We start from the raw sequence: 19216 nt of genomic DNA, 5'->3' as shown, positions 1-19216 counted from the left end.
CCGGCCTCACCTAGGCTAGACCTCATTGCCAGAGATCGTGTCTCATTGAATTCAAGCCCCTTATCCGTGCCCGTAGCACGACGTGCCCTGATGCTGGTCAATCCCAATGCGCGACGGGGGCGTGAGGCGATCGATCCGGTGCTCGATCGCCTGCGGGACGGCGGGCTCGATGTCTATGTCGAGCGCTTCGAGACCCGCGAGGAAGTGGCGCGCGATATAGCAGCGCGCGGCGCGGACTTCGACATGGTCGTGGTCTGCGGGGGCGACGGTACCATCAATTCGGCGGCCATGGGCGTGCTCGAGACCGGGCTGCCGATGGGCATCATTCCGATGGGCACGGCCAACGATCTGGCGCGGACGCTGGAGATTCCGGACGATCCGGTCCGGGCTGCCGACATCATCGTGCGCGGCCGGACCCGTCGGATCGACCTGGGGCAGGTGAATGGGCACCCGTTCTTCAACGTCGCCAGCATCGGGCTTGCGGCCGATCTCGCGGATCGCCTGAGCCCCGAGATCAAGAAGCGCTGGGGCCGGCTGGGCTATGCGCTGTCGGCGTTGCGGGTCGTGATGTCGGCGCGGCCGTTCTCGGCCACGATCATCGAGGACAGTGGCGAGCGCAAGGTGCGTACCTACCAGATCGCGGTGGGCAATGGCCGCCATTATGGCGGCGGCAATGTCATCCATTCGGGCGCCACCATCGATGATGGCCATCTCGATCTCTACAGCCTCGAGATGGACAATGTCTGGAAGCTGGCGCTGATGATGGCCTCATTCCGGCGCGGCGAGCACGGCGCATGGCAGGAGGTGCGGACGGCCAAGAGCCGCGAATTCGACATTCGCACCAGCCGTCCGCGCAACGTCAATACCGATGGGGACATCGTCACCCAGACGCCGGCGCATTTCCTCATCCGGCCCGATGCGGTGAGCGTCTTCGTGCCTTAGGGCAAGACGGGGCGGGCGATCAGCTGAGCCTGACGGCGGTGCCGGACACCGAGACCATCAGCATCGAGCCGCCCTGGCCGACGACTTCATAATCGATATCGACCGCCACCACGGCGTCGGCGCCGAGCCGGCGGGCTTCCTCCTTGAGCTCCTCGAAGGCAATGCGCCGCGCATCGCGCAGGGCGCCCTCATAGGCGCCGGCGCGGCCGCCCACGATGTCGCGAATGCCGGCAAACAGATCGCGGAAGATGTTGGCGCCGATGATCACCTCGCCGGTGACGATGCCCATATAGTCGCGGATGGCGCGGCCCTCGAGCGTGGGCGTGGTGGAGATGATCATGGCTCAGCCTTTCCTGATGAAGCTGTCGAGCACCTTCTTGCGCCCGGCCTCGAAATCGATAGAGAGCTTATTGCCCTCGATGGCCACCACAACGCCGCTGCCGAATTTGAGATGCACGACGGTGTCGCCGACCCGGTAGGCGGAGCCTGAGCCGAGATCGACCGAGCGCGCCACCAGTTCGCCATCGATCGTCGTGGGTCCCGGAGAGCGGCGATTGGCCTGCTGCGCCTTGGCGCGCTGCCAGCCAGGCGTCTCGTAAAGGCTGTCGAAGGGGTCGGCGGTGGAGAAGCGGTTGGCCGCGCGGCCGCCATAGCCATAGCCGCCATAGGCCGAGCCCGTATCCTTGACCTCGACGACATCGGCCGGCAGCTCGTCGAGAAAGCGCGACGGGATCGCTGCCTGCCACAGCCCGTGGATACGCCGGTTCTGCGCCACCGAAAGCCGCAGCCGCCGCTTGGCGCGCGTCAGCCCCACATAGGCGAGGCGCCGTTCCTCTTCCAGCCCGGCGCGACCCGATTCATCGAGCGCGCGCTGGTGAGGAAACAGGCCTTCCTCCCAGCCCGGCAGGAAAACCGTATCGAATTCCAGCCCCTTGGCCGAATGCAGCGTCATGATCGAAACGGCATCCTCGGCCTCGCCGCTGTCGCGGTCCATCACGAGCGCGATGTGTTCGAGAAAGCCTCCGAGGCTCTCGAACTCCTCCATGGAGCGCACGAGTTCCTTGAGGTTTTCGAGCCGGCCCGGTGAATCGGGCGACTTGTCCTGCTGCCACATCTCGGTATAGCCGCTCTCGTCCAGCACCTGCTGGGCGAGCTCGTGATGGGGCACGCTGCGCGAGCGCTCGGCCCAGTCGTCGAACTGGCCGACAAGGCCGCGCAGGGTGCTGCGCTGCTTGGGCTTGAGCTCTTCAGTCTCCACCAGCATGCGCACGGCATTGACCATCGGCACCTTCTGGTGGCGGGCCGTGTCGAACAGCACCTTGATCGTCGTGTCGCCGATGCCGCGCTTGGGCACGTTGACGATGCGCTCGAAGGCGAGGTCGTCCGTCGGGTTGGCGATCAGCCGCAGATAGGCGAGCGCATCGCGGATTTCGCGGCGCTCGTAGAAACGCGGGCCGCCGATGACGCGATAGTTCAACCCCAGGGTGATGAACCGCTCTTCGAACTCGCGCATCTGGAACGAGGCGCGCACGAGGATGGCCATGGAGTTGAGGCTCTCGCCGCGGCGCTGGAGGTCTTCGATCTCCTGCCCGATCTGGCGGGCTTCCTCCTCGCTGTCCCAGACTGAGGTGACGCCGACCTTTTCGCCCGCGACCCCGCCATCGGTCTGGAGGGTCTTGCCGAGCCGGCTTTCATTGTTCGCGATGAGATGGCTGGCTGCGGCCAGGATATTGGCGGTGGAGCGATAGTTGCGCTCGAGCCGGATCACCTTGGCGCCGGGAAAATCCTTCTCGAAGCGCAGGATGTTGTCGACCTCGGCGCCGCGCCAGCCATAGATCGACTGGTCATCGTCGCCCACAACGCAGATATTGGCTTCCGACGCCGGCTTGCCCTGCGCCAGCAGGCGCAGCCAGAGGTACTGGGCGATATTGCTGTCCTGGTACTCATCCACCAGCATGTAGCGGAAGCGCCGATGGTATTCGGCCAGCACGTCCGGGTGCTGGCGGAAGACGTCGATGCACAGCAGCAGCAGGTCGCCGAAATCGGCGGCATTGAGATCGCGGAGCCGCTGCTGATAGTCAGCGTAAAGCTTGATCGCCTTGCCATTGGCAAAGAAGGCGGACTCGGCCGGCACGACGTCGGATGGCATCAGGCCGCGGTTCTTCCAGCCGTCGAGCAGCCCGGCGAACTGCCGCGCCGGCCAGCGCTTCTCGTCGATGTTCTCGGCCTCGAGCAACTGCTTGATCAGCCGGATCTGGTCATCAGTATCGAGGATGGTGAAGTCCGAACGCAGCCCGACGAGTTCGGCATGGCGGCGCAGGATGCGCGCGCCGATCGAGTGAAAGGTGCCCAGCCACGGCATGCCCTCGACCGTGGCGCCGACGAGATGGGCGATGCGCTCCTTCATCTCGCGCGCGGCTTTGTTGGTGAAGGTCACCGACAGGATTTCGCCGCCGCGCGCCCGCCGCGAGGTGAGGATATGCGCGATGCGCGTCGTTAACACCCGGGTCTTGCCCGTCCCCGCGCCGGCCAGCACGAGCAGCGGTCCTTCGGTCGAGAGCACCGCATCGCGCTGCTCGGCATTGAGCCCCTGCAGAAAGGCGGAATCGGCCGCCGGCCGGTTGAACTGGCCGGTGATGGCGCCCGCGCGCTGGCGATCGGGCAGGGGGACACTTGGGGGCATATGGGTCTCCGATGCGCCGTCCTGCCGAGCTCGAGCCCGGCAGGGGCGCCTCGTACGGTCTTGACGAATCTCTGTTTGTTCTTTGCGGCAATATAGGGACGGGTGGGGTCGCTGTATATGCGCAGGGCCTGTCACACAGGCGTCATCGCTTCGTCACACCGAGTTCTTCGAGCTTGGCTAGGCACCGTTGGTCAAAGGATCATCGGGGTTCCCATGCAAGCCAAGCGTCTCCTTGCACTCATCACCGCCAGCCTTCTCCTCGGCACCGCGTCAGCGCAGGCCGACATGTCTTTCAACCGCGTTGCCAGCTTTCCGGTTGCTCTGAACGCGCCTGATGCCGAGGCCACCTCGTCTGAAATCGTTACGGCGACCGAAGACGGCATGATGCTGATCTATTCCGACAGTCCTGGCGGTGGCATCGGCTTCGTGGACATCACCGATCCCGGCGCGCCGGTCGCGGCTGGGTACCTTGTGCTCGAAGGCGAGCCCACCTCAGTGGCTGTGATCGGCAACAAGGCCTATGTCGGCGTCAACACCTCGGACAGCTTCACCAGTCCCTCGGGCAAGCTGGTCGCCGTGGATATCGCCAGCCAGTCGGTGGACGCGGAATACGATCTTGGCGGCCAGCCGGATTCGGTCGCACGCAACGCGGCCGGCACTCTGCTGGCCATCGCCATCGAAAACGAGCGTGACGAAGAGGCCGGCGAGGGCGGCCTGCCGCAGATGCCTGCCGGCTTCCTCGTCATCTTCGACGTTGCGGCCGCCAGCGTCCGCACGGTCGACGTCACCGACGTTGCCGAGGTGTTCGGTGAAGATCCCGAGCCCGAATTCGTTGATTTCAACGACAACGACGAGATCGCGCTGACGCTGCAGGAAAACAACGCCATCGTGATCGTCAACGGCGTGACGGGCGAGGTTGTCAGCCAATTCTCTGCCGGCAGCACCACCGTGACCGATGTCGATACGCGTCGCGATGGCGCCCTGAGCTTCAGCGGCCAGCAGGAGGACCGCGTCCGCGAGCCCGACTCGATCAAGTGGCTGGACACCGAGCGTCTCGTGATCGCCAACGAGGGCGACTGGAAGGGCGGCTCGCGCGGCTTTACCATCATGTCCAGGAGCGGCGAGGTGTTGTTCGAGGCCGCTAACGCACTCGACCATTATGCCGCCCGCGTCGGTCATTATCCCGAAGCCCGCAATTCCAAGGGCGTGGAGCCCGAGGGACTGGAGGTCGCGACCTTTGGCGACACCCAGTACATCTTCATCGCCGAGGAGCGGTCCTCGCTGATCTCCGTCTACAGGGACACCGGTGCCGCGCCCGAATTCGTGCAGGTGCTGCCTTCGGGCATCTCGCCCGAGGGACTGGTGGCCATTACCTCGCGCAATCTCCTCGCCACCGCCAATGAGGTCGACCTGCGTGAAGATGGCGGCGTGGGCAGCCATGTGATGGTCTATGAAATGGCCGAAGGACCGGCCCTTTATCCGCAACTGATCTCGGACCTCGACGCCGATGGACGCCCAATCGGCTGGGCGGCGCTGTCCGGTGCCGTCGCCGATGCTGAAATGCCAGGCATTCTCTACGCGGTCAGCGACAGCGTGCTGTCTTCGGCGCCGGCCATCTACACCATCGATGCCAACGTCTCGCCGGCCCGCATCACCGCCAAGACCATTGTCACGCGCTCGGGCGATCCGGCGCAAAAGCTGGATCTCGAGGGCATTACGCTCGATGGCAATGGCGGCTTCTGGCTGGCGTCCGAGGGGGATAGCGCGCGGCTGACCCCACATGCGCTCTATCGGGTGAATGCCAATGGCGCGATCGTTGCCGAAGTGCCCTTCCCGACAGCGTTGCGCGGAGCCGAGCTTCGTTTCGGCGCCGAGGGCATAGCCCGCACGGGCGAAGGCGAAACCGAAACGCTCTGGATCGCCATGCAGCGCGAGTGGGGCGATGATCCCAAGGGTCAGGTCAAGCTGCTCGCCTACATGCCGTCGAGCCGCACCTGGGGCGCTGTCGCCTATCCGCTCGAGGCTGCGGCCGAGGGCGCCTGGGTTGGTCTGTCCGAAATCACCATCCATGGAGAGCATGCCTATATCGTCGAGCGCGACAACCAGATCGGCGACAAGGCTCAGCTGAAAGCGCTCTATCGCGTTGCCCTCAGCGAGATGGTGCCGGCCGAAATCGGCACGACGCTGCCGGTGGTGAAGAAGGAACTGGTGCGCGATTTCATCCCCGACCTTGCCAAGAGCAACGGCTACATCGTGGACAAGGTCGAGAGCTTTGCGATCGATGCGAGCGGGATCGGCTACGTGATCACCGACAATGACGGCGTCGCCGACAGCTCGGGTGAAACGCTGTTCTTCCCGATCGGCCAGATCGACTGAGCCCTGCGACAAGAGACTGCCGGCCGGCCGCGCATCCGAAAGGAGCGCGGCCGGTGCGCTTTGCAGGGGCTATCGGGGAAAGCGGGGTGACGCTGAACGGCACGATCCTTTAGAGTTGCGCGACACAGTTCAGAGATTCCCAGGCCCCGTGCTCAATCGCCTTTTCATCGTCATCGGCATTCTCGCCATTCTCGCCATCTCCGGCGCCTTCATCGTCCCGCGCTTCATTCAATGGGGCGACTATCGCGGACGCATGGAAGCCATCGCCTCGGAGGTGCTGGGTGCCGAGGTGGAGATCGCCGGCGATATCGGTTTCACGCTTCTGCCCCAGCCGGTGATGCGGCTCAACGACGTCGTGATAGGCCCCGATGACGCCCCCTCGGTGCGCATCGCGTCGGTGGAAGCGGAGTTTTCGCTCGTCGATTTCCTGCGCGATCACTACCGCATCACGCGTCTGGTCCTCGATCGCCCGCAGGTGGCGATACGGGTGGATGCCGAGGGACGGATCGATACCGAGATCACCTTGCCCGGACGAATTTCGAGCTCGAACATTTGGGCCCAGAGCGCCCGGATCACCAATGGCCTCATCCAGGTGCTCGATTCCCGGTCGGGAGATTCGCTGCTCGTCGATGCCATCACCGGCGACATGCGCCTCGATGCGCTGCGCGGACCCTTCGGCTTCCAGGGGACCGGCGTTTATGAAGGCGCCGGGGTCACGGCGCGCGTGCAGACATCCGCGCTCGATCCGGATGGCGCGGCTCAGCTTTCTGTCTTTCTGCGGCCCGATGACGGCCATTTCAGCCTCACCGCCGACGGCATTCTGACGACGGGACTGACGCCCGGTTTTATCGGGCAAGCGAGCCTGCGTCAGCCGCCACCGCGATCGACCGATGGCGGGGAGGCCGGCGATGTCGGGGCAGGCGACCTCGTGGTCAGCGGACGGGTGGAGGTATCGCCCGACAAAGTGCTGATGCCCGATCTCACCATCCTGCCCGACGCCAATCGCCCCGCGACCCGGCTCACCGGGCTGGCTGAAATGACGCTGGGTGAAGGACGCCGGTTCAACGCCCTGATCGAAGGCGCATCGATGGTGCTGCCGCCGCGCGATGCGACGGCCGAGACCGGAATACTGCCCTATGAACTCGTGCGCCAGCTGAGCGAGATCCCCCGCATCCCGCTGCCGCCCCTGCCGGGCACGGTGCGCGTCGATATCGGTGAGGTCAACCTGCGCGCCCTCAGTCTGCGGCAGGTGCGGTTCGATGCGACCACCGATGGCCGGCGGTGGGATGTTTCGGACTTCACGGCAAACCTGCCGGGCAATGCCCGCCTCGCAGTGGCCGGGCTCGTCTATCGCGACCGCAACGACAATACCGCCTTCGATGGCATTGCGTCGGTCGAGGCGCAACGGCTCGACGGCCTTGCCGCGCTCTGGCGCGGTGTTGCGCCGGGCGCTTCCCTTCTGGCCGTGCCGGGGCGCATCGCGGGCTCGCTTCTGATCGAAGACCAGAGCCTGCGCTTTGCCGACGCGACATTCCGGCTCGATGGGGTCGAGCATGCCGTGGCCGCCGAGATCGGCTTTGGTCCGTCGCGCTATCTGACCCTCAGCGCCGCGTTTTCTCCCATGACTGCGGCTCAGAGCGCGGCGCTCGGAGCACTGCTCCCCGATGTCAGCGCCGATGCGCGCTTTGCCTACAGCTTTCCGCGCGGCAGTTTTGCCCTCAATGCCGAGGCGATGGAGGTCTATGGGGTCGCGGGCCGCGGTCTTGCGGCCCAAGGCGTCTGGGAAGGCGGCGTCCTGGAATTCGAGACCCTGTCTGCCGAGGATTTCGGTGGGATCAGGGCCAATCTGGCCCTCACGGCGTTCGGCACGCTGGCGCGTCCCGAATTCAGCGGACAGGGCACCCTCGTCGTCCTCAGCCCGGATGCCGGGGCCATCGCGCGGATCCATGATGCGCTAGGCACCCCGCCGGGGCTGCGGGCCCGGCTGTCTCCGGCCCTGCCGCTCGATGTCGCGCTCGAGCTCTCGCCGCCCGATGGCGAAGGCGGGCAGGTGCTCACGGTCGCCGGTCGGGCCGGTGCCTCCGATGTCGATCTGGAGGCGCGGCTGTCGCAGGGGATTGCCCGGGTGCTCTCGGCCCCGATGGACGCACGGCTCGCTTTGTCCTCCGGACGGGCCGACGACCTTGCCGCGCAACTGGGGCTCGGCGCTCTGGCCCTGGGCGCCGCCGATGACGGCGCGCAGGTGATTGCGACGGCCAAGGGCGCCCTCGACCAGCGCCTGGCGACCTCGATTCTCATCGAGGCGGGCGAGGACCTGCTCGGCTTTTCCGGGGAGGTCCAGTTCGCCGACCCTTCGCGGCCTCGCGGCGCGGGCAGCCTCGAACTCCACCTCGACGATGCCGGATCGCTGCTGGGGCAGTTCGGGGCGGGCGGTATCGCGCTTCCCCGGGTGGAAGCCACCGCGACGATGGCGTTCGACGGCGATCGCGCACTTGCCCTCAACGATATCGTGATGGGCGCTCCGGAGGCCGAAATCGCGCGAGGCACGCTGTCCTACGCCCGCGAACCGGCTGGCCGCGGCAGCATCACCGGGGCCTTCACCACGCCTTCATTGACGGCAGAAGCGGTGCTCGGGGCATTGACCGGTCCGGCGAGCCTCGTGGCGGGCGGCGAGGGGGTGTGGCCGGAAGGGCCGATCGCCCTCGGCACCTCGGCGCGCAGCACGACCGGCCGCATCCGGGTGAGCGCAGACGCTTTGCTGCTCGCGAGCCAGCCCCTGATGCAATCGGTGGATTTCGACTTCGACTGGGATGCCACCAATATCCGTTTGCGCGGGCTTTCGGGCGAGATGGGCGGCGGCGAGGCTGAACTCGATGTGACGGTGTGCTGCGCCGGGCCGTTCGAGCAAAAGCAGATCACCGGGCGCACCAGCTTCGATGGCGTCGCGCTCGATGCTATCCTGCCCCCCGTACTGGCCGAGGCCATGGACGGCAGGGCCGATTTTTCGATGCGGTTCGATGCCACCGGCGCCAGCCTGCGCGACATGGCGCGGGCGATGAGCGGCGAGGGGACCTATGCGATCGCGGACCTCAGGGTCGAGGGTTTCGACCCGGCGGCCTTTGCCGATATTGCCGCGCTTGATGGCATTTTGGACGAGGACCCCGCCACCCTTGCCCAGACCATCGAAGCGCGCGCGGCCGATGGCGCGCTGGTCGTCTCCGAAGCCAGAGGCGGCTTCACGATCGCGGGGGGCGTGGTGCGCAGCCCCAACCTGTCGCTGGCTACGCCGGAAGTCCGCATTTTCGGCTCGGGTGCCATCAGGCTCGATGATCTGGGGATCGAGGGCACCTATACGATGACGCCAGCCGCGCCGATCGGGGAGGAGGGCCTCATCACCGAAACCACGGGGCGGATTCAGGCGGTGCTCTCGGGCACCCTCGCCAATCCCTCGCGCCGGATCGATGCCGGCGGCATGGTCGATGCGATCATGGTGCGGGCGCTTGAGGTGGAAGTCGAACGGCTCGAGCGTCTGCGGGCCGAGGATGAGGCGCGGGCCGCCGCAGCGCAGGCGGAACAGGCGTCGCAGCAGGCCGAGACCGAGGAGGCTGCGCGTCTGGCGCGGGAAGCCGAGGCGGCGCGGATTGCCGAAGAGGCCCGTCGCGCCGAAGCCGCGCGCCTAGACCTGCTCCGCCGATCGCTCAATCCGGCCCAGCCGCCGCAGGATATCGGGCTGGGCGCGCGGCCGAACTAAAGACATTGAGTGTCGCGTTGGGGCGGCTTGTGGCGTTCGCTGGCTGCGTTACCGCGCGATAAGCGCTGTTTCAGCCCGAAACACTGCCATTCGTCCGGCGGGCCGAAGCTTCGCGATACCAGGCCAGCACCGCCACACGAATTGCCGATGACAGATTGGTGCCGGTCCGGGCCTCGTCGATATCCCGGATGAGATCGACGAGACTGACGCCGCGCTCGGCCGCGAGGGCCTCGGCACCCTCCCAGAATTCGGGCTCGAGCGCGACGCTCGTGCGGTGCCCCGCGATCGACAGCGATCGCTTCTTCACCGGATCAGGGCTTCTTGCGGAAGCTGTCGAGGCTCACGACTTTCTCGCCGGCAGGCTCGGCAGCCGGCTGCGCTGCACCAGCAGCGACCGCCGATTCCAGCTCTTCATCCGCTGCATCGGCGAGATCGGCATCCGGATGGGCGCCGGCGGCCACATCGAACTGCAACCCGAACTGAACGGACGGATCGAAGAAGCCCTTTATGGCGGAGAAGGGAATGACGAGGATTTCGGGCTGCCCGTCAAAGGACAGGCCAACCTCGAAGCCGGTGTCGGTAACCTTCAGGTCCCAGAACTGGTTCTGGAGCACGATGGTCATTTCCTTGTCGTACTGGGCGAGCAGCTTCTGCGACACCCGCACGCCGGGCGCCTGGGTGACGAAGGAGATGAAGAAGTGATGGTCGCCGGGCAAGCCGGTTCGCGCGACTTCGGCCAGCACCTTGCGAACGACGCTGCGCAGCGCTTCCTGAGCCAGAATGTCGTAGCGGATGAGATCTTCGGCCATGGGCGCCCTTGTCGGTTGGCAGGCTTCACCACCCAGCCAGCCTTGAAGGCAATTCGGCTGCGCAGAATCTGCGCGCGCATAACAGCGCACAAGGCGGTTCGGTTTCAAGCGCTAAGACATGCCGACAGGGGAGGAAAGTGCAGGCTTCTGTTGCCAGGTGCCTGCGAACCCCGCCTACCGCCTGCTAGAACGGCAGGGCTTTAGATCGGGTGTGTCGACTCGCTTAAGCAGCGAGGAGACGACGCCCAGCATAGTTGTCGTTGGCAACTATAAGTTTGGTCCGATATCGGCGGTACCATGCCGAGCGAAAACACACCCTTTACGCCCTCGTCGAGCCTGTTTCGCCCCCATGGCCCTGCCAGCGACAGGGATTGGTGGAGGCGCCGGGCACTGCCCCCGGGTCCGATGGGTTTATTACGATGGCAATTTATCGCCATAGCCGTTGCCGGCACGCGGAATATAGGGAGCCGCCAGCGCGGATGCAATGGGCTGCGTGCCGATCCCGAGGAGCGGCGTACTTGCCACTCTAACGAGCGCGGCTTATTGCTCGGAGGGTGGTTGGCATGCCCTGGCGAGCGCAAGATAATGTCGATACTGGTCGCGATACCCAGTTACGAACGGCCTGAACTGCTCGGCTATTGCATCAATACCGCATGCGAACTCAAGAGCGACGAACCTTATGAGATCGTGATTTTCGACGATGCCAGCCCAACGCTCGATCTTGAAGCGTTTGTGCGTAAAGGCCGGCTTTCAGTCTCGCGCAGCGAGACAAATGTGGGTCCGTCGGGAACGATCTCCAGGATATGGCGGCACTTTCTCACGAGCCGGCATGAGTATCTGTTCTTTCTGGACGACGATCTGATCGCCAACACCGACGCGCTTGCCGTCGGCATGGCACGTCTTGCAAGCCAATCGGGGCTGTTGAGCCTCTACAACTCGACGATGCATACAGGTGTTTCGGTAGCGCCCGACCTGCTCGAAAAACAGCGGCTCGGCAATGCCGGCACATTCTGGACACGAGACCTTGTTGCGCTCGCGCTCAGAGAACTCGAGGGCCAGGATCACATCGACAACCGCTACAGCGGGCTTTTTGCGGCGCGGGGCATTCCCATGCTCGCAACAGTGCAGAGCCGCGTGCAGCATCTGGGCATCAAGGGGCGCCACAACTGGCGGTTCGGGCAGCTCGAGCACGGCCTGGGGTTCGAGCCCGACAGCGAGTCCCAGATGCGCGCGCTGTGCCGGACCTACGATGTGCTGATGACACACCAGGCGGACTATATGCGGCCCCCGTTCAAGACGCGCATGGCCATTGCCTTTGGTCTGCGGCGCATCGAGCGCGCGAAAAAAACGCCTTCGCCTTCCTGACCTGCGCTGTCTAAGTGTATCGCCCGGCATTTCGGGAGAGCAGGATGGAGGCCAGAATGAGCGATGGCGAAAGCGAGCATCTCGGCCGGGCCGCCGGCCGGTATTTCGGCAAGGCTGCCGAAAGCCTCAACCCAACCGAGCGGCACGTGCTCGAAAAAGCCCTCGGTCGCCGTCCGCTCGCTCGCGATGCCACGGCGGATTTCGACCAGAAGCTGTCCCTGGGTGATCGCCTTTCGGACGGCGTCGCCGCATTTGGCGGGTCCTGGCGGTTCCTGATCGGCTTCGGGGTGCTGCTCATGGTGTGGACGGGTGGAAATCTGGCGTTGCGGGGCGCAGGTTTTGACCCCTATCCCTTCATATTCCTCAATCTCATCCTCTCGATGCTCGCGGCGGTGCAGGCGCCGGTTATCATGATGAGCCAGAACCGGCAGGCCGCCAAGGACAGGCTGGTGTCCCAGCATGACTATGCCGTCAATCTAAAGGCCGAAATCGAGATCATGGCGCTTCATGAAAAGCTCGATGCCATGCGGAACGCCGAACTCAAGGCGCTTGTCGAGCGGCAGGACGAGCAGATCGCCCTGCTGACGAAACTCGTTGGAGACAAGCTGCGCGGCCCCGAATCGAACTAGTATCGCCGCCCATGCACGCTTATCTCGACCTTATGCGCCGCGTTCTCGAAACCGGCACCGACCGACCCGATCGCACCGGCACCGGTACCCGCTCGGTATTCGGGCATCAGATGCGGTTTGATCTGGCGGAGGGCTTCCCGCTCGTCACCACCAAGAAGCTCCATCTCAAATCCATCGTCTACGAGCTGCTCTGGTTCCTGCGCGGCGAAACCAATGTGCGCTGGCTTCAGGAGCGTGGCGTTCGTATCTGGGACGAGTGGGCCGACGACAATGGCGATCTGGGCCCGGTCTATGGCAGCCAGTGGCGCAGCTGGCCTGACGGGCAGGGGGGCACCATCGACCAGATCGCGGCGGTGGTTCGCTCCATCCGCGAAAACCCGCAATCGCGCCGCCACATCGTCACAGCATGGAACCCGGCAGAGGTGGACGACATGGCCTTGCCGCCATGCCATTGTCTCTTCCAGTTCTATGTCGCCGACGGGCGGCTTTCCTGCCAGCTCTACCAGCGCTCCGCCGATCTCTTTCTCGGCGTGCCGTTCAACATCGCCTCCTACGCGCTGCTCACCCACATGATGGCGCAGGTCACGGGCCTCAAGCCGGGCGATTTCGTTCACAGCTTCGGGGACGTGCATCTTTATCGCGATCATTTCGAGCAGGCGCGCCTGCAATTGAGCCGCGAACCCCGGTCGCTGCCCAAGCTGATCATCAACCCAGACCGTCGCGAACTCGAAGAATTCGTCTTCGAGGATTTCATCTTCGAGGGTTATGATCCGCACCCGCATATCAAGGCGAAGGTGTCGGTATGAAAAGGGCATTGGTGGGGGTTTGGGGCCTCGGGCTGGCGGCGTTGGCCCTGCCGGCGCTGGGCAATGATACGGCGGCAGAGCTCACCACGGGCGGCCTCGTCTTCGTGGTCAACGAAGACATCCGGATGGTGTCGGAAGATCTCTTCATCTCCACCGAGGAGATCCGCGTCCGCTATGAATTTCTCAACGAGGGCGAAGCCGACCAGCGGGTGCTGATCGCCTTCCCGCTGCCCGATATCGCGGCCGATCACTGGTCGCCGCTGGCCTTGCCGGGCGAGGACCAGGACAATCTCTTCGGCTTCATCACCACGGTCAATGGCGAGCCGGTCGAGACCGAACTGCATGACTATGCCTTCGCAGCCGGGGTCGAGCGCAGCGATCTGCTGCGTGAACTGGGCCTGCCCCTGATGCCGAACTCTGACGCTGCCCGGGCGGCCACCAACGCGCTCGACGAGGCCGAGAAGCTGCGGCTGCGCGGCCTCGGGCTGCTGATGTCGGAGCGGTTCGATGCGGGGCAGGGCTGGCAGGAAGACTTTCTGCCGTTCTGGACCTATCGCGCTACTTACACTTTCGAGGCCGATTTCCCGGTCGGCGAGCCGGTGATCATCGAACACAGCTACACGCCCAGCGTCGGAGGCACGGCGGGAGTGGCCTTCATGGCCGAACCCTATGAGGGCTATGATCCCCGTGCCGACTATATGCGGAAATACTGCATGGACGATGCCTTCATCGGCGCCGTCGAACGCACGATGACGCCGGGAGAGCCGTGGAGCGCGCCGTTCACGGAAAGCTGGATTTCCTACATCCTCTCGACGGGTGCGAACTGGAACGGACCCATCGGGTCCTTCCGCCTCGTGATCGACAAGGGCGCGCCGGAAAACCTCGTGTCGTTTTGCGGCGAAGGGGTCGAAAAGATCGGGCCGACGACGTTCGAGATGCGCAAGACCGACTTCTACCCGACCGAGGAATTGCACGTGCTGATCCTCAACCGGCTGGAGCCCGCGCAGTGAGACGGATTCGTCGCGCTATCGCCGGCGACGCCCAGCAGGTGCTGACGTTCATCCGTGGGCTGGCCGAGTACGAAAGGCTGCTCGACCAGGTCGCCGCGACGGCCGAAGGTCTCGATCGGGATCTGTTCTGCGCCAATCCGCGGGCCTTCTGCGATTTCGTCGAGGTCGATGGCGTGCCCGTTGGGTTTGCCGTGTGGTATTACAGCTTTTCCACCTTCCAGGGCCGGCACGGCATCTATCTGCAGGACCTTTATGTCGAGCCATCGGCGCGCGGGGGCGGTCACGGCAAGGCCCTGTTGCAGCATCTGGCGGGCATCTGCCAGCGCGAGGGGCTGGGGCGGCTCGACTGGCAGGTGCTCGACTGGAACGCGCCCTCGATTGCCTTCTATGAGGCCATGGGCGCCCGCATCATGCACGAGTGGAAGAACTGCCGCGTGGATGGGCCGGCGCTCGAGGCGCTGGCGCGATGAGCGTTCCGATCGCGATGATCGCGGCGGTGGCGCGCAACGGCGTCATCGGGGCCGATGGCGGCATTCCCTGGCGCATTCCCTCAGACCTGGCGTTTTTCAAGCGCATGACGCTGGGCAAGCCGATCGTCATGGGGCGCAAGCAGTACGAGACCGTCGGGCGGCCCTTGCCGGGACGCACCAACATCGTGGTCACCCGCCAGGCCGGCTACCAGCCCGATGGGGTGATCGTCGTCAATGATCTCGACGCCGCCCTGGCGCTGGCACAGCGGATCGCGGTCGCGGACGGGGCGTCCGAAGTCATGATCGTGGGGGGTGGAGAGATCTATCGGCAGGCGATGCCACAGGCCGAAAGATTGTATATCAGCCATGTCGATCTGTCGCCTGAGGGCGAGATCACCTTCCCACCGATCATGGCCGATACATGGAAGGCCGAGACGGTGCTGGACGTGCCCTCGGACCCCCGCGATGCTGCGTCATTCCGCGCCGTGCTCTACACCAGAATGGCCGGCGCAAAACGTTGATCCGCGCAGAGGCGTTCCCTATATAAACGGCACATATTCCGATCTGTGAAAGGTACGCGATGCCCTGGGACAACAACACGGGTGGCGGCGGAGGTCGCAACACTGGGGGGCCCTGGGGTCAGTCGCCGGGCGGTGGCGGTGGGGGCGGCGGCCCGCGCCGTCCCAACAATGGCGGCACGCCGAACCTCGAAGAAATCCTCAACCGTGGCCGGGACCGCTTCCAGAGCGGGCTGCCGTCGGGTCTGCCGGGCGGCAAGTGGGCTTTCGTGGGCGGTGCGCTGGCGCTTCTCGCGTTCTGGGGCGTGAACTCCATCTATACCGTGGCGCCGCAGGAAGTCGGTGTCGAATTCCTGTTCGGCAAGGCCAAGACCGAGCTCAGTGCGCCCGGGCTGCATTTCATGTTCTGGCCGGTCGAGATGGTCGAGAAGGTGGTGATCACCGAAAACCAAACCACAATCGGCTCGATGCCGTCGGGACGCGCCAATGCTGCCAACAATCAGGGCCTGATGCTGTCGGGCGACCAGAACATCGTGGATGTGCGCTTCTCGGTGCTGTGGTCGGTCAATGATGCTCCGGCCTATCTCATCAATGTGCGCGATCCCGAAGACATGGTCGCGAGCGCTGGCGAAAGCGCGATGCGCGAGGTCGTCGGCCGGCGTCCGGCCCAGGACATCTTCCGCGATGACCGCGCCGGCATCCAGATCGAAGTGCAGCAGATCACGCAGTCCATTCTCGACAGCTACGGGCTCGGCGTGCGCGTGAGCCAGGTCGCAATCGAGAACGTCGCGCCGCCGACCGAAGTGGCGGACGCCTTCGACGAAGTGCAGCGTGCCCAGCAGGACGAGGACCGCTTCCAGGAAGAAGCCCGCTCCTACGCCAATACTTTGCTCGGCGATGCTCGAGGCCAGGCCGCGCAGGTGCGCGAAGATGCGGCAGCCTATGCGAACCGCGTCGTGCAGGAAGCAGAAGGTGAGGCGGCCCGCTTCGTCTCGGTGTATGAGGAATACGCCCTTGCTCCCGAAGTGACCCGCAAGCGCCTTTTCCTTGAGACGATGGAACAGGTTCTCGGCGGTTCCGAGAAGGTCATCATCGAAAATGGCGCAGGGGGATCGGGAGTCGTGCCTTATCTGCCGCTCAATGAACTGCGCAATAACAGCGCGGCGGGGAGATAAGCGATGAACCGTCTTGTCATTCTGGCTGCTGTCGTAGCCTTCGCCCTTTATGCCCTGTTTTCGTCGGTGTTCATCGTCAACGAGCGTGAACAGGCCATCGTCACGCGCTTCGGCGCCATCGACCGTATCCACACCGAGCCGGGGCTCTACTTCAAGGTTCCGACGACGTTCTTCGAGCAGGTTCAGATCGTTGAGGACCGGCTGCTGCGCTACGACATCGGCAACATGACGCTGCAGGTTTCGGGCGGCCAGTTCTACGAAGTCGAGGCGTTCCTCACCTACCGCATCGTCAATCCGCGCCTGTTCCGCGAGCGTGCGCTGGGCGATCTGCGGACGGTCGAAAGCCGTATCGCGACGCGTTTCGATGCTGCCCTTCGTCAGGTCTATGGTCTGCGCGAATTCAATGCGGCGCTCTCCGAGCAGCGTCCGCAGATGATGCGCGAGGCCCGCGACCTCATCCGCACCGACATGGCCGAACTCGGCATCGACATCGTCGACGTTCGCATCCAGCGCACCGACCTGACTCAGCAGGTGTCGCAGCAGACCTTCGAGCGCATGAAGGCCGAGCGTCTGGCCGAGGCCGCATTGCTGCGTGCCCGTGGCCAGGAACAGGCCCAGTCGCTGCGCGCCATTGCCGATCGTCAGGCTGTGGAAATCCTTGCGGCGGCGCAGCGCGAGGCCGAAATCCTCCGCGGTCAGGGCGAAGGCCAGCGCTCGCGCATCTTCGCCGATGCGTTCCAGCGCGATCCGGGCTTCTTCGAGTTCTATCGCTCGATGCAGTCCTATCGTACGGCACTGGGCGCGTCCGGGACCACGATGGTGCTGACGCCGGATTCCGAGTTCTTCCGGTATTTCGGATCTGAAGGCTTGCCGACCGTCTCGGCTCCGGCCGCTGCGCCCGCGGCACAGCCGGTGGTGCCCGAGGTGACGCCGACCGCGCCTGCGCCCGTGACCCAAGCGACGCCGTGATCGAGCTGCTTTCGGCGCTGGCTCTTGCCCTGGCGCTCGAAGGCCTCGTCTACGCCGCTTTTCCAGACCAGATGAAAAGGATGCTGGCATCGATCGAATCGATGCCGGCATCAACTTTACGTGCTGGTGGTCTTGCTTGCGCGGCCGTGGCACTTGTCGTTCTCTGGCTGTTGCGCGGCGGATAGGGTGCAGGGGCGGGATCATGATGACACTTCGGACGACGGGCAAAGCCCTGGCTATGGCCGGGCTGCTACTCGGGATGGCGGCCGTCGCGCTGCCGGCTACCGCACAGGCTCAGACAATGGCCGGGCCGGCCTCCGTTTCCGGGCTTGCCTCGACGCTCTCGCCCGCCGTGGTCAATATCGGCACCGCCCGGCGCATGCCGTCGGGCCGTGGCATGCCGTTTCCCGACGTGCCGGACGGGTCGCCGCTCGAGGAGCTTTTTGACGAGCTCAATCCCAACAGCGGCATGGGCCAGGATCTGATGGAAGAGGCCCGCAGCCTCGGCTCGGGCTTCATCATCGCGCCCGACGGCCTGATCGTCACCAACAACCATGTCATCGATGGCGCCTCCGAGATCCTCGTCTTCCTCAATGATGGAACGCGCCATGTGGCGACGGTTGTTGGCAAGGATGACAAGACCGACCTCGCGGTGCTCCGCATCAGCGCCAATCGCTCGCTGCCCTATGTCGAATTCGGCGACAGCGACGCGGCGCTGGTGGGCGACTGGGTGATGGCAATCGGCAACCCGTTCGGGCTTGGTGGATCGGTGACGCTCGGGATCGTTTCGGCCCGCAATCGCGACATTCAGTCCGGGCCCTATGACAATTTCATCCAGACCGATGCCTCGATCAATCAGGGCAATTCGGGCGGTCCGCTGTTCGACATGCAGGGCAAGGTGGTCGGCATCAACACAGCCATCATCGCGCGTGGAGGATCCTCGCTCGGCATCGGCTTTGCTGTGCCGGTGAACCTGGCGCGACCGGTGATCGACCAGCTCGCCGAATTCGGCGAGACCCGGCGTGGCTGGCTCGGCGTCGGCATTCAGGACGTGACCGACGATATCGCGGCGAGCCTGGGCCGCCCCGATACCGCCGGCGCGCTGGTTGTCGATGTCACGGACAGCGGCCCCTCGGATGGGGTGGTGCTCGAAGGCGACATCATCCTCGAGTTCGACGGCAAGCCCATCCGGCGGATGCGGGATCTGCCGCGCATCGTGGCTGAAACGGCGGTCGGGCGGTCCGTGCCGGTGACGCTCTTGCGCCGCGGCGAGCAGATGGTGCTGACCATCGAGCTCGGACGGCTCGAAGTGGGTGAGCAGATGATGGCCGAGGCCGCCGCGCCCGAGCCGGTACTACCCCCGCCGACGACGAACGATGAGGAGGCCGAAGAGCCCGCAGGTCCGCCCGGTCTCTCCGATCTCGTGGGCTTCGACGTGGCGCCTCTCGACGATGCTGCGCGCGCCGATCTGGCACTGGCGCCGGAGATTCAGGGGGTGGTGGTCACCCGCGTCGTGCAGGGCTCAGACGCCTCGCGCAAGGGCTTTCTGGAAGGGGTGCTGGTCGAGGAGGTCAATCAGGTGCGGATCGAGACCGTCGACCAGATCATGGCCATGGTTGGGGAGGCCAAGGAGGCTGGTCGCCCGGCCGTGCTGTTCAAGATCTCGGACCCGGCCGGAGGAAGCCGGTTCGTGGCGGTGCGGCTCGGCTGACG

The 19216-nt window shown here is 65.0% G+C and carries 17 protein-coding genes and 1 other RNA gene; 13 read left to right on the top strand and 5 right to left on the bottom strand.

What is annotated here, in order from left to right; genetic code table 11:
• Positions 1-45: 45 nt before the first annotated feature.
• Positions 46-942 carry a lipid kinase gene (locus BT183_RS06395; RefSeq protein ID WP_425290543.1) on the top strand — a complete coding sequence of 299 codons (897 nt, stop codon included), beginning with the start codon at positions 46-48 and terminating at the stop codon, positions 940-942.
• A gap of 19 nt (positions 943-961) precedes the next feature.
• On the opposite strand, the gene BT183_RS06390 is transcribed toward BT183_RS06395, so the two are convergent.
• Positions 962-1282, bottom strand: coding sequence for a heavy metal-binding domain-containing protein (locus BT183_RS06390; protein WP_072340021.1), 321 nt, complete (start codon positions 1280-1282; stop codon positions 962-964).
• 3 nt (positions 1283-1285) lie between these two features.
• The gene (locus BT183_RS06385; protein WP_072340019.1) at positions 1286-3625 is read right to left on the bottom strand and encodes an ATP-dependent helicase; all 2340 of its coding nucleotides are present in this window, start codon (positions 3623-3625) and stop codon (positions 1286-1288) included.
• Between the two features lie 213 nt (positions 3626-3838).
• Here BT183_RS06385 and BT183_RS06380 point away from each other — a divergent pair, with 213 nt between their 5' ends.
• Together BT183_RS06380 and BT183_RS06375 are read left to right on the top strand one after the other, a co-directional pair.
• On the top strand, positions 3839-6001 hold the full coding sequence (locus BT183_RS06380) for an esterase-like activity of phytase family protein (protein ID WP_072340017.1): 2163 nt from the start codon (positions 3839-3841) through the stop codon (positions 5999-6001).
• Between the two features lie 148 nt (positions 6002-6149).
• Entirely contained in the window at positions 6150-9752 is a 3603-nt protein-coding gene (locus BT183_RS06375) for an AsmA family protein (RefSeq protein ID WP_072340015.1), read from the top strand.
• 70 nt (positions 9753-9822) lie between these two features.
• Here BT183_RS06375 and BT183_RS06370 read toward each other — a convergent pair whose 3' ends face one another.
• The 3 genes from BT183_RS06370 to ssrA form a co-directional block, all read right to left on the bottom strand.
• Positions 9823-10059, bottom strand: coding sequence for a ribbon-helix-helix domain-containing protein (locus BT183_RS06370; RefSeq protein WP_072340013.1), 237 nt, complete (start codon positions 10057-10059; stop codon positions 9823-9825).
• Positions 10060-10063: 4 nt separating this feature from the next.
• Positions 10064-10561 (bottom strand): SspB family protein, encoded by a 498-nt coding sequence (locus BT183_RS06365; protein WP_072340011.1) that lies wholly within the window; start codon positions 10559-10561, stop codon positions 10064-10066.
• 136 nt (positions 10562-10697) lie between these two features.
• Positions 10698-11050, bottom strand: a transfer-messenger RNA (tmRNA) gene (gene ssrA, locus BT183_RS06360).
• Positions 11051-11146: 96 nt separating this feature from the next.
• On the opposite strand from ssrA, the gene BT183_RS06355 reads away from it, so the two are divergent.
• The 10 genes from BT183_RS06355 to BT183_RS06310 are packed head-to-tail and all read left to right on the top strand — an operon-like array spanning position 11147 to position 19214.
• A complete protein-coding gene (locus BT183_RS06355; protein WP_072340009.1) occupies positions 11147-11926 on the top strand; it encodes a glycosyltransferase family 2 protein in 780 nt (259 codons plus the stop codon).
• Between the two features lie 56 nt (positions 11927-11982).
• Complete coding sequence (locus BT183_RS06350; RefSeq protein ID WP_244545251.1) at positions 11983-12555, top strand: DUF1003 domain-containing protein; 573 nt, start codon at positions 11983-11985, stop codon at positions 12553-12555.
• 11 nt (positions 12556-12566) lie between these two features.
• A complete protein-coding gene (locus BT183_RS06345) occupies positions 12567-13361 on the top strand; it encodes a thymidylate synthase (protein WP_072340005.1) in 795 nt (264 codons plus the stop codon).
• Positions 13358-14371 (top strand): DUF4424 domain-containing protein, encoded by a 1014-nt coding sequence (locus BT183_RS06340; protein WP_084603281.1) that lies wholly within the window; start codon positions 13358-13360, stop codon positions 14369-14371. Before BT183_RS06345 ends, BT183_RS06340 begins: the two co-directional genes overlap by 4 nt.
• Positions 14368-14841, top strand: a complete 474-nt coding sequence (locus BT183_RS06335) for a GNAT family N-acetyltransferase (RefSeq protein WP_072340003.1) — start codon at positions 14368-14370, stop codon at positions 14839-14841. The genes BT183_RS06340 and BT183_RS06335 overlap by 4 nt, the downstream gene beginning before the upstream one ends.
• Positions 14838-15362, top strand: a complete 525-nt coding sequence (locus BT183_RS06330) for a dihydrofolate reductase (protein WP_072340001.1) — start codon at positions 14838-14840, stop codon at positions 15360-15362. The genes BT183_RS06335 and BT183_RS06330 overlap by 4 nt, the downstream gene beginning before the upstream one ends.
• A 59-nt stretch (positions 15363-15421) precedes the next feature.
• Complete coding sequence (gene hflK, locus BT183_RS06325; RefSeq protein ID WP_072339999.1) at positions 15422-16534, top strand: FtsH protease activity modulator HflK; 1113 nt, start codon at positions 15422-15424, stop codon at positions 16532-16534.
• Between the two features lie 3 nt (positions 16535-16537).
• Positions 16538-17503, top strand: coding sequence for a protease modulator HflC (gene hflC, locus BT183_RS06320; RefSeq protein ID WP_072339997.1), 966 nt, complete (start codon positions 16538-16540; stop codon positions 17501-17503).
• A complete protein-coding gene (locus BT183_RS06315; RefSeq protein WP_072339994.1) occupies positions 17500-17688 on the top strand; it encodes a DUF2065 domain-containing protein in 189 nt (62 codons plus the stop codon). The genes hflC and BT183_RS06315 overlap by 4 nt, the downstream gene beginning before the upstream one ends.
• A gap of 17 nt (positions 17689-17705) precedes the next feature.
• Positions 17706-19214: a Do family serine endopeptidase gene (locus BT183_RS06310; RefSeq protein WP_072339992.1), complete on the top strand. Its 1509-nt coding sequence runs from the start codon at positions 17706-17708 to the stop codon at positions 19212-19214.
• Positions 19215-19216: the final 2 nt, after the last annotated feature.

It is taken from the genome of Devosia enhydra (genome assembly GCF_900119845.1).
In the GTDB taxonomy this organism is placed as follows: Bacteria; Pseudomonadota; Alphaproteobacteria; order Rhizobiales; family Devosiaceae; genus FPKU01.
This window is presented reverse-complemented; position numbering and strand designations above follow the sequence as displayed.

Excerpts from the sequence above, each read along its gene's own strand:
- BT183_RS06350 (WP_244545251.1), top strand. The coding sequence starts at position 11,983 with ATGAGCGATGGCGAAAGCGAGCATCTCGGCCGGGCCGCCGGCCGGTAT.
- BT183_RS06340 (WP_084603281.1), top strand. The coding sequence starts at position 13,358 with ATGAAAAGGGCATTGGTGGGGGTTTGGGGCCTCGGGCTGGCGGCGTTG.
- BT183_RS06385 (WP_072340019.1), bottom strand. The coding sequence starts at position 3,625 with ATGCCCCCAAGTGTCCCCCTGCCCGATCGCCAGCGCGCGGGCGCCATC.
- BT183_RS06345 (WP_072340005.1), top strand. The coding sequence starts at position 12,567 with ATGCACGCTTATCTCGACCTTATGCGCCGCGTTCTCGAAACCGGCACC.
- BT183_RS06310 (WP_072339992.1), top strand. The coding sequence starts at position 17,706 with ATGATGACACTTCGGACGACGGGCAAAGCCCTGGCTATGGCCGGGCTG.
- BT183_RS06390 (WP_072340021.1), bottom strand. The coding sequence starts at position 1,282 with ATGATCATCTCCACCACGCCCACGCTCGAGGGCCGCGCCATCCGCGAC.
- BT183_RS06365 (WP_072340011.1), bottom strand. The coding sequence starts at position 10,561 with ATGGCCGAAGATCTCATCCGCTACGACATTCTGGCTCAGGAAGCGCTG.
- BT183_RS06330 (WP_072340001.1), top strand. The coding sequence starts at position 14,838 with ATGAGCGTTCCGATCGCGATGATCGCGGCGGTGGCGCGCAACGGCGTC.
- BT183_RS06380 (WP_072340017.1), top strand. The coding sequence starts at position 3,839 with ATGCAAGCCAAGCGTCTCCTTGCACTCATCACCGCCAGCCTTCTCCTC.
- hflC (WP_072339997.1), top strand. The coding sequence starts at position 16,538 with ATGAACCGTCTTGTCATTCTGGCTGCTGTCGTAGCCTTCGCCCTTTAT.
- hflK (WP_072339999.1), top strand. The coding sequence starts at position 15,422 with ATGCCCTGGGACAACAACACGGGTGGCGGCGGAGGTCGCAACACTGGG.
- BT183_RS06355 (WP_072340009.1), top strand. The coding sequence starts at position 11,147 with ATGTCGATACTGGTCGCGATACCCAGTTACGAACGGCCTGAACTGCTC.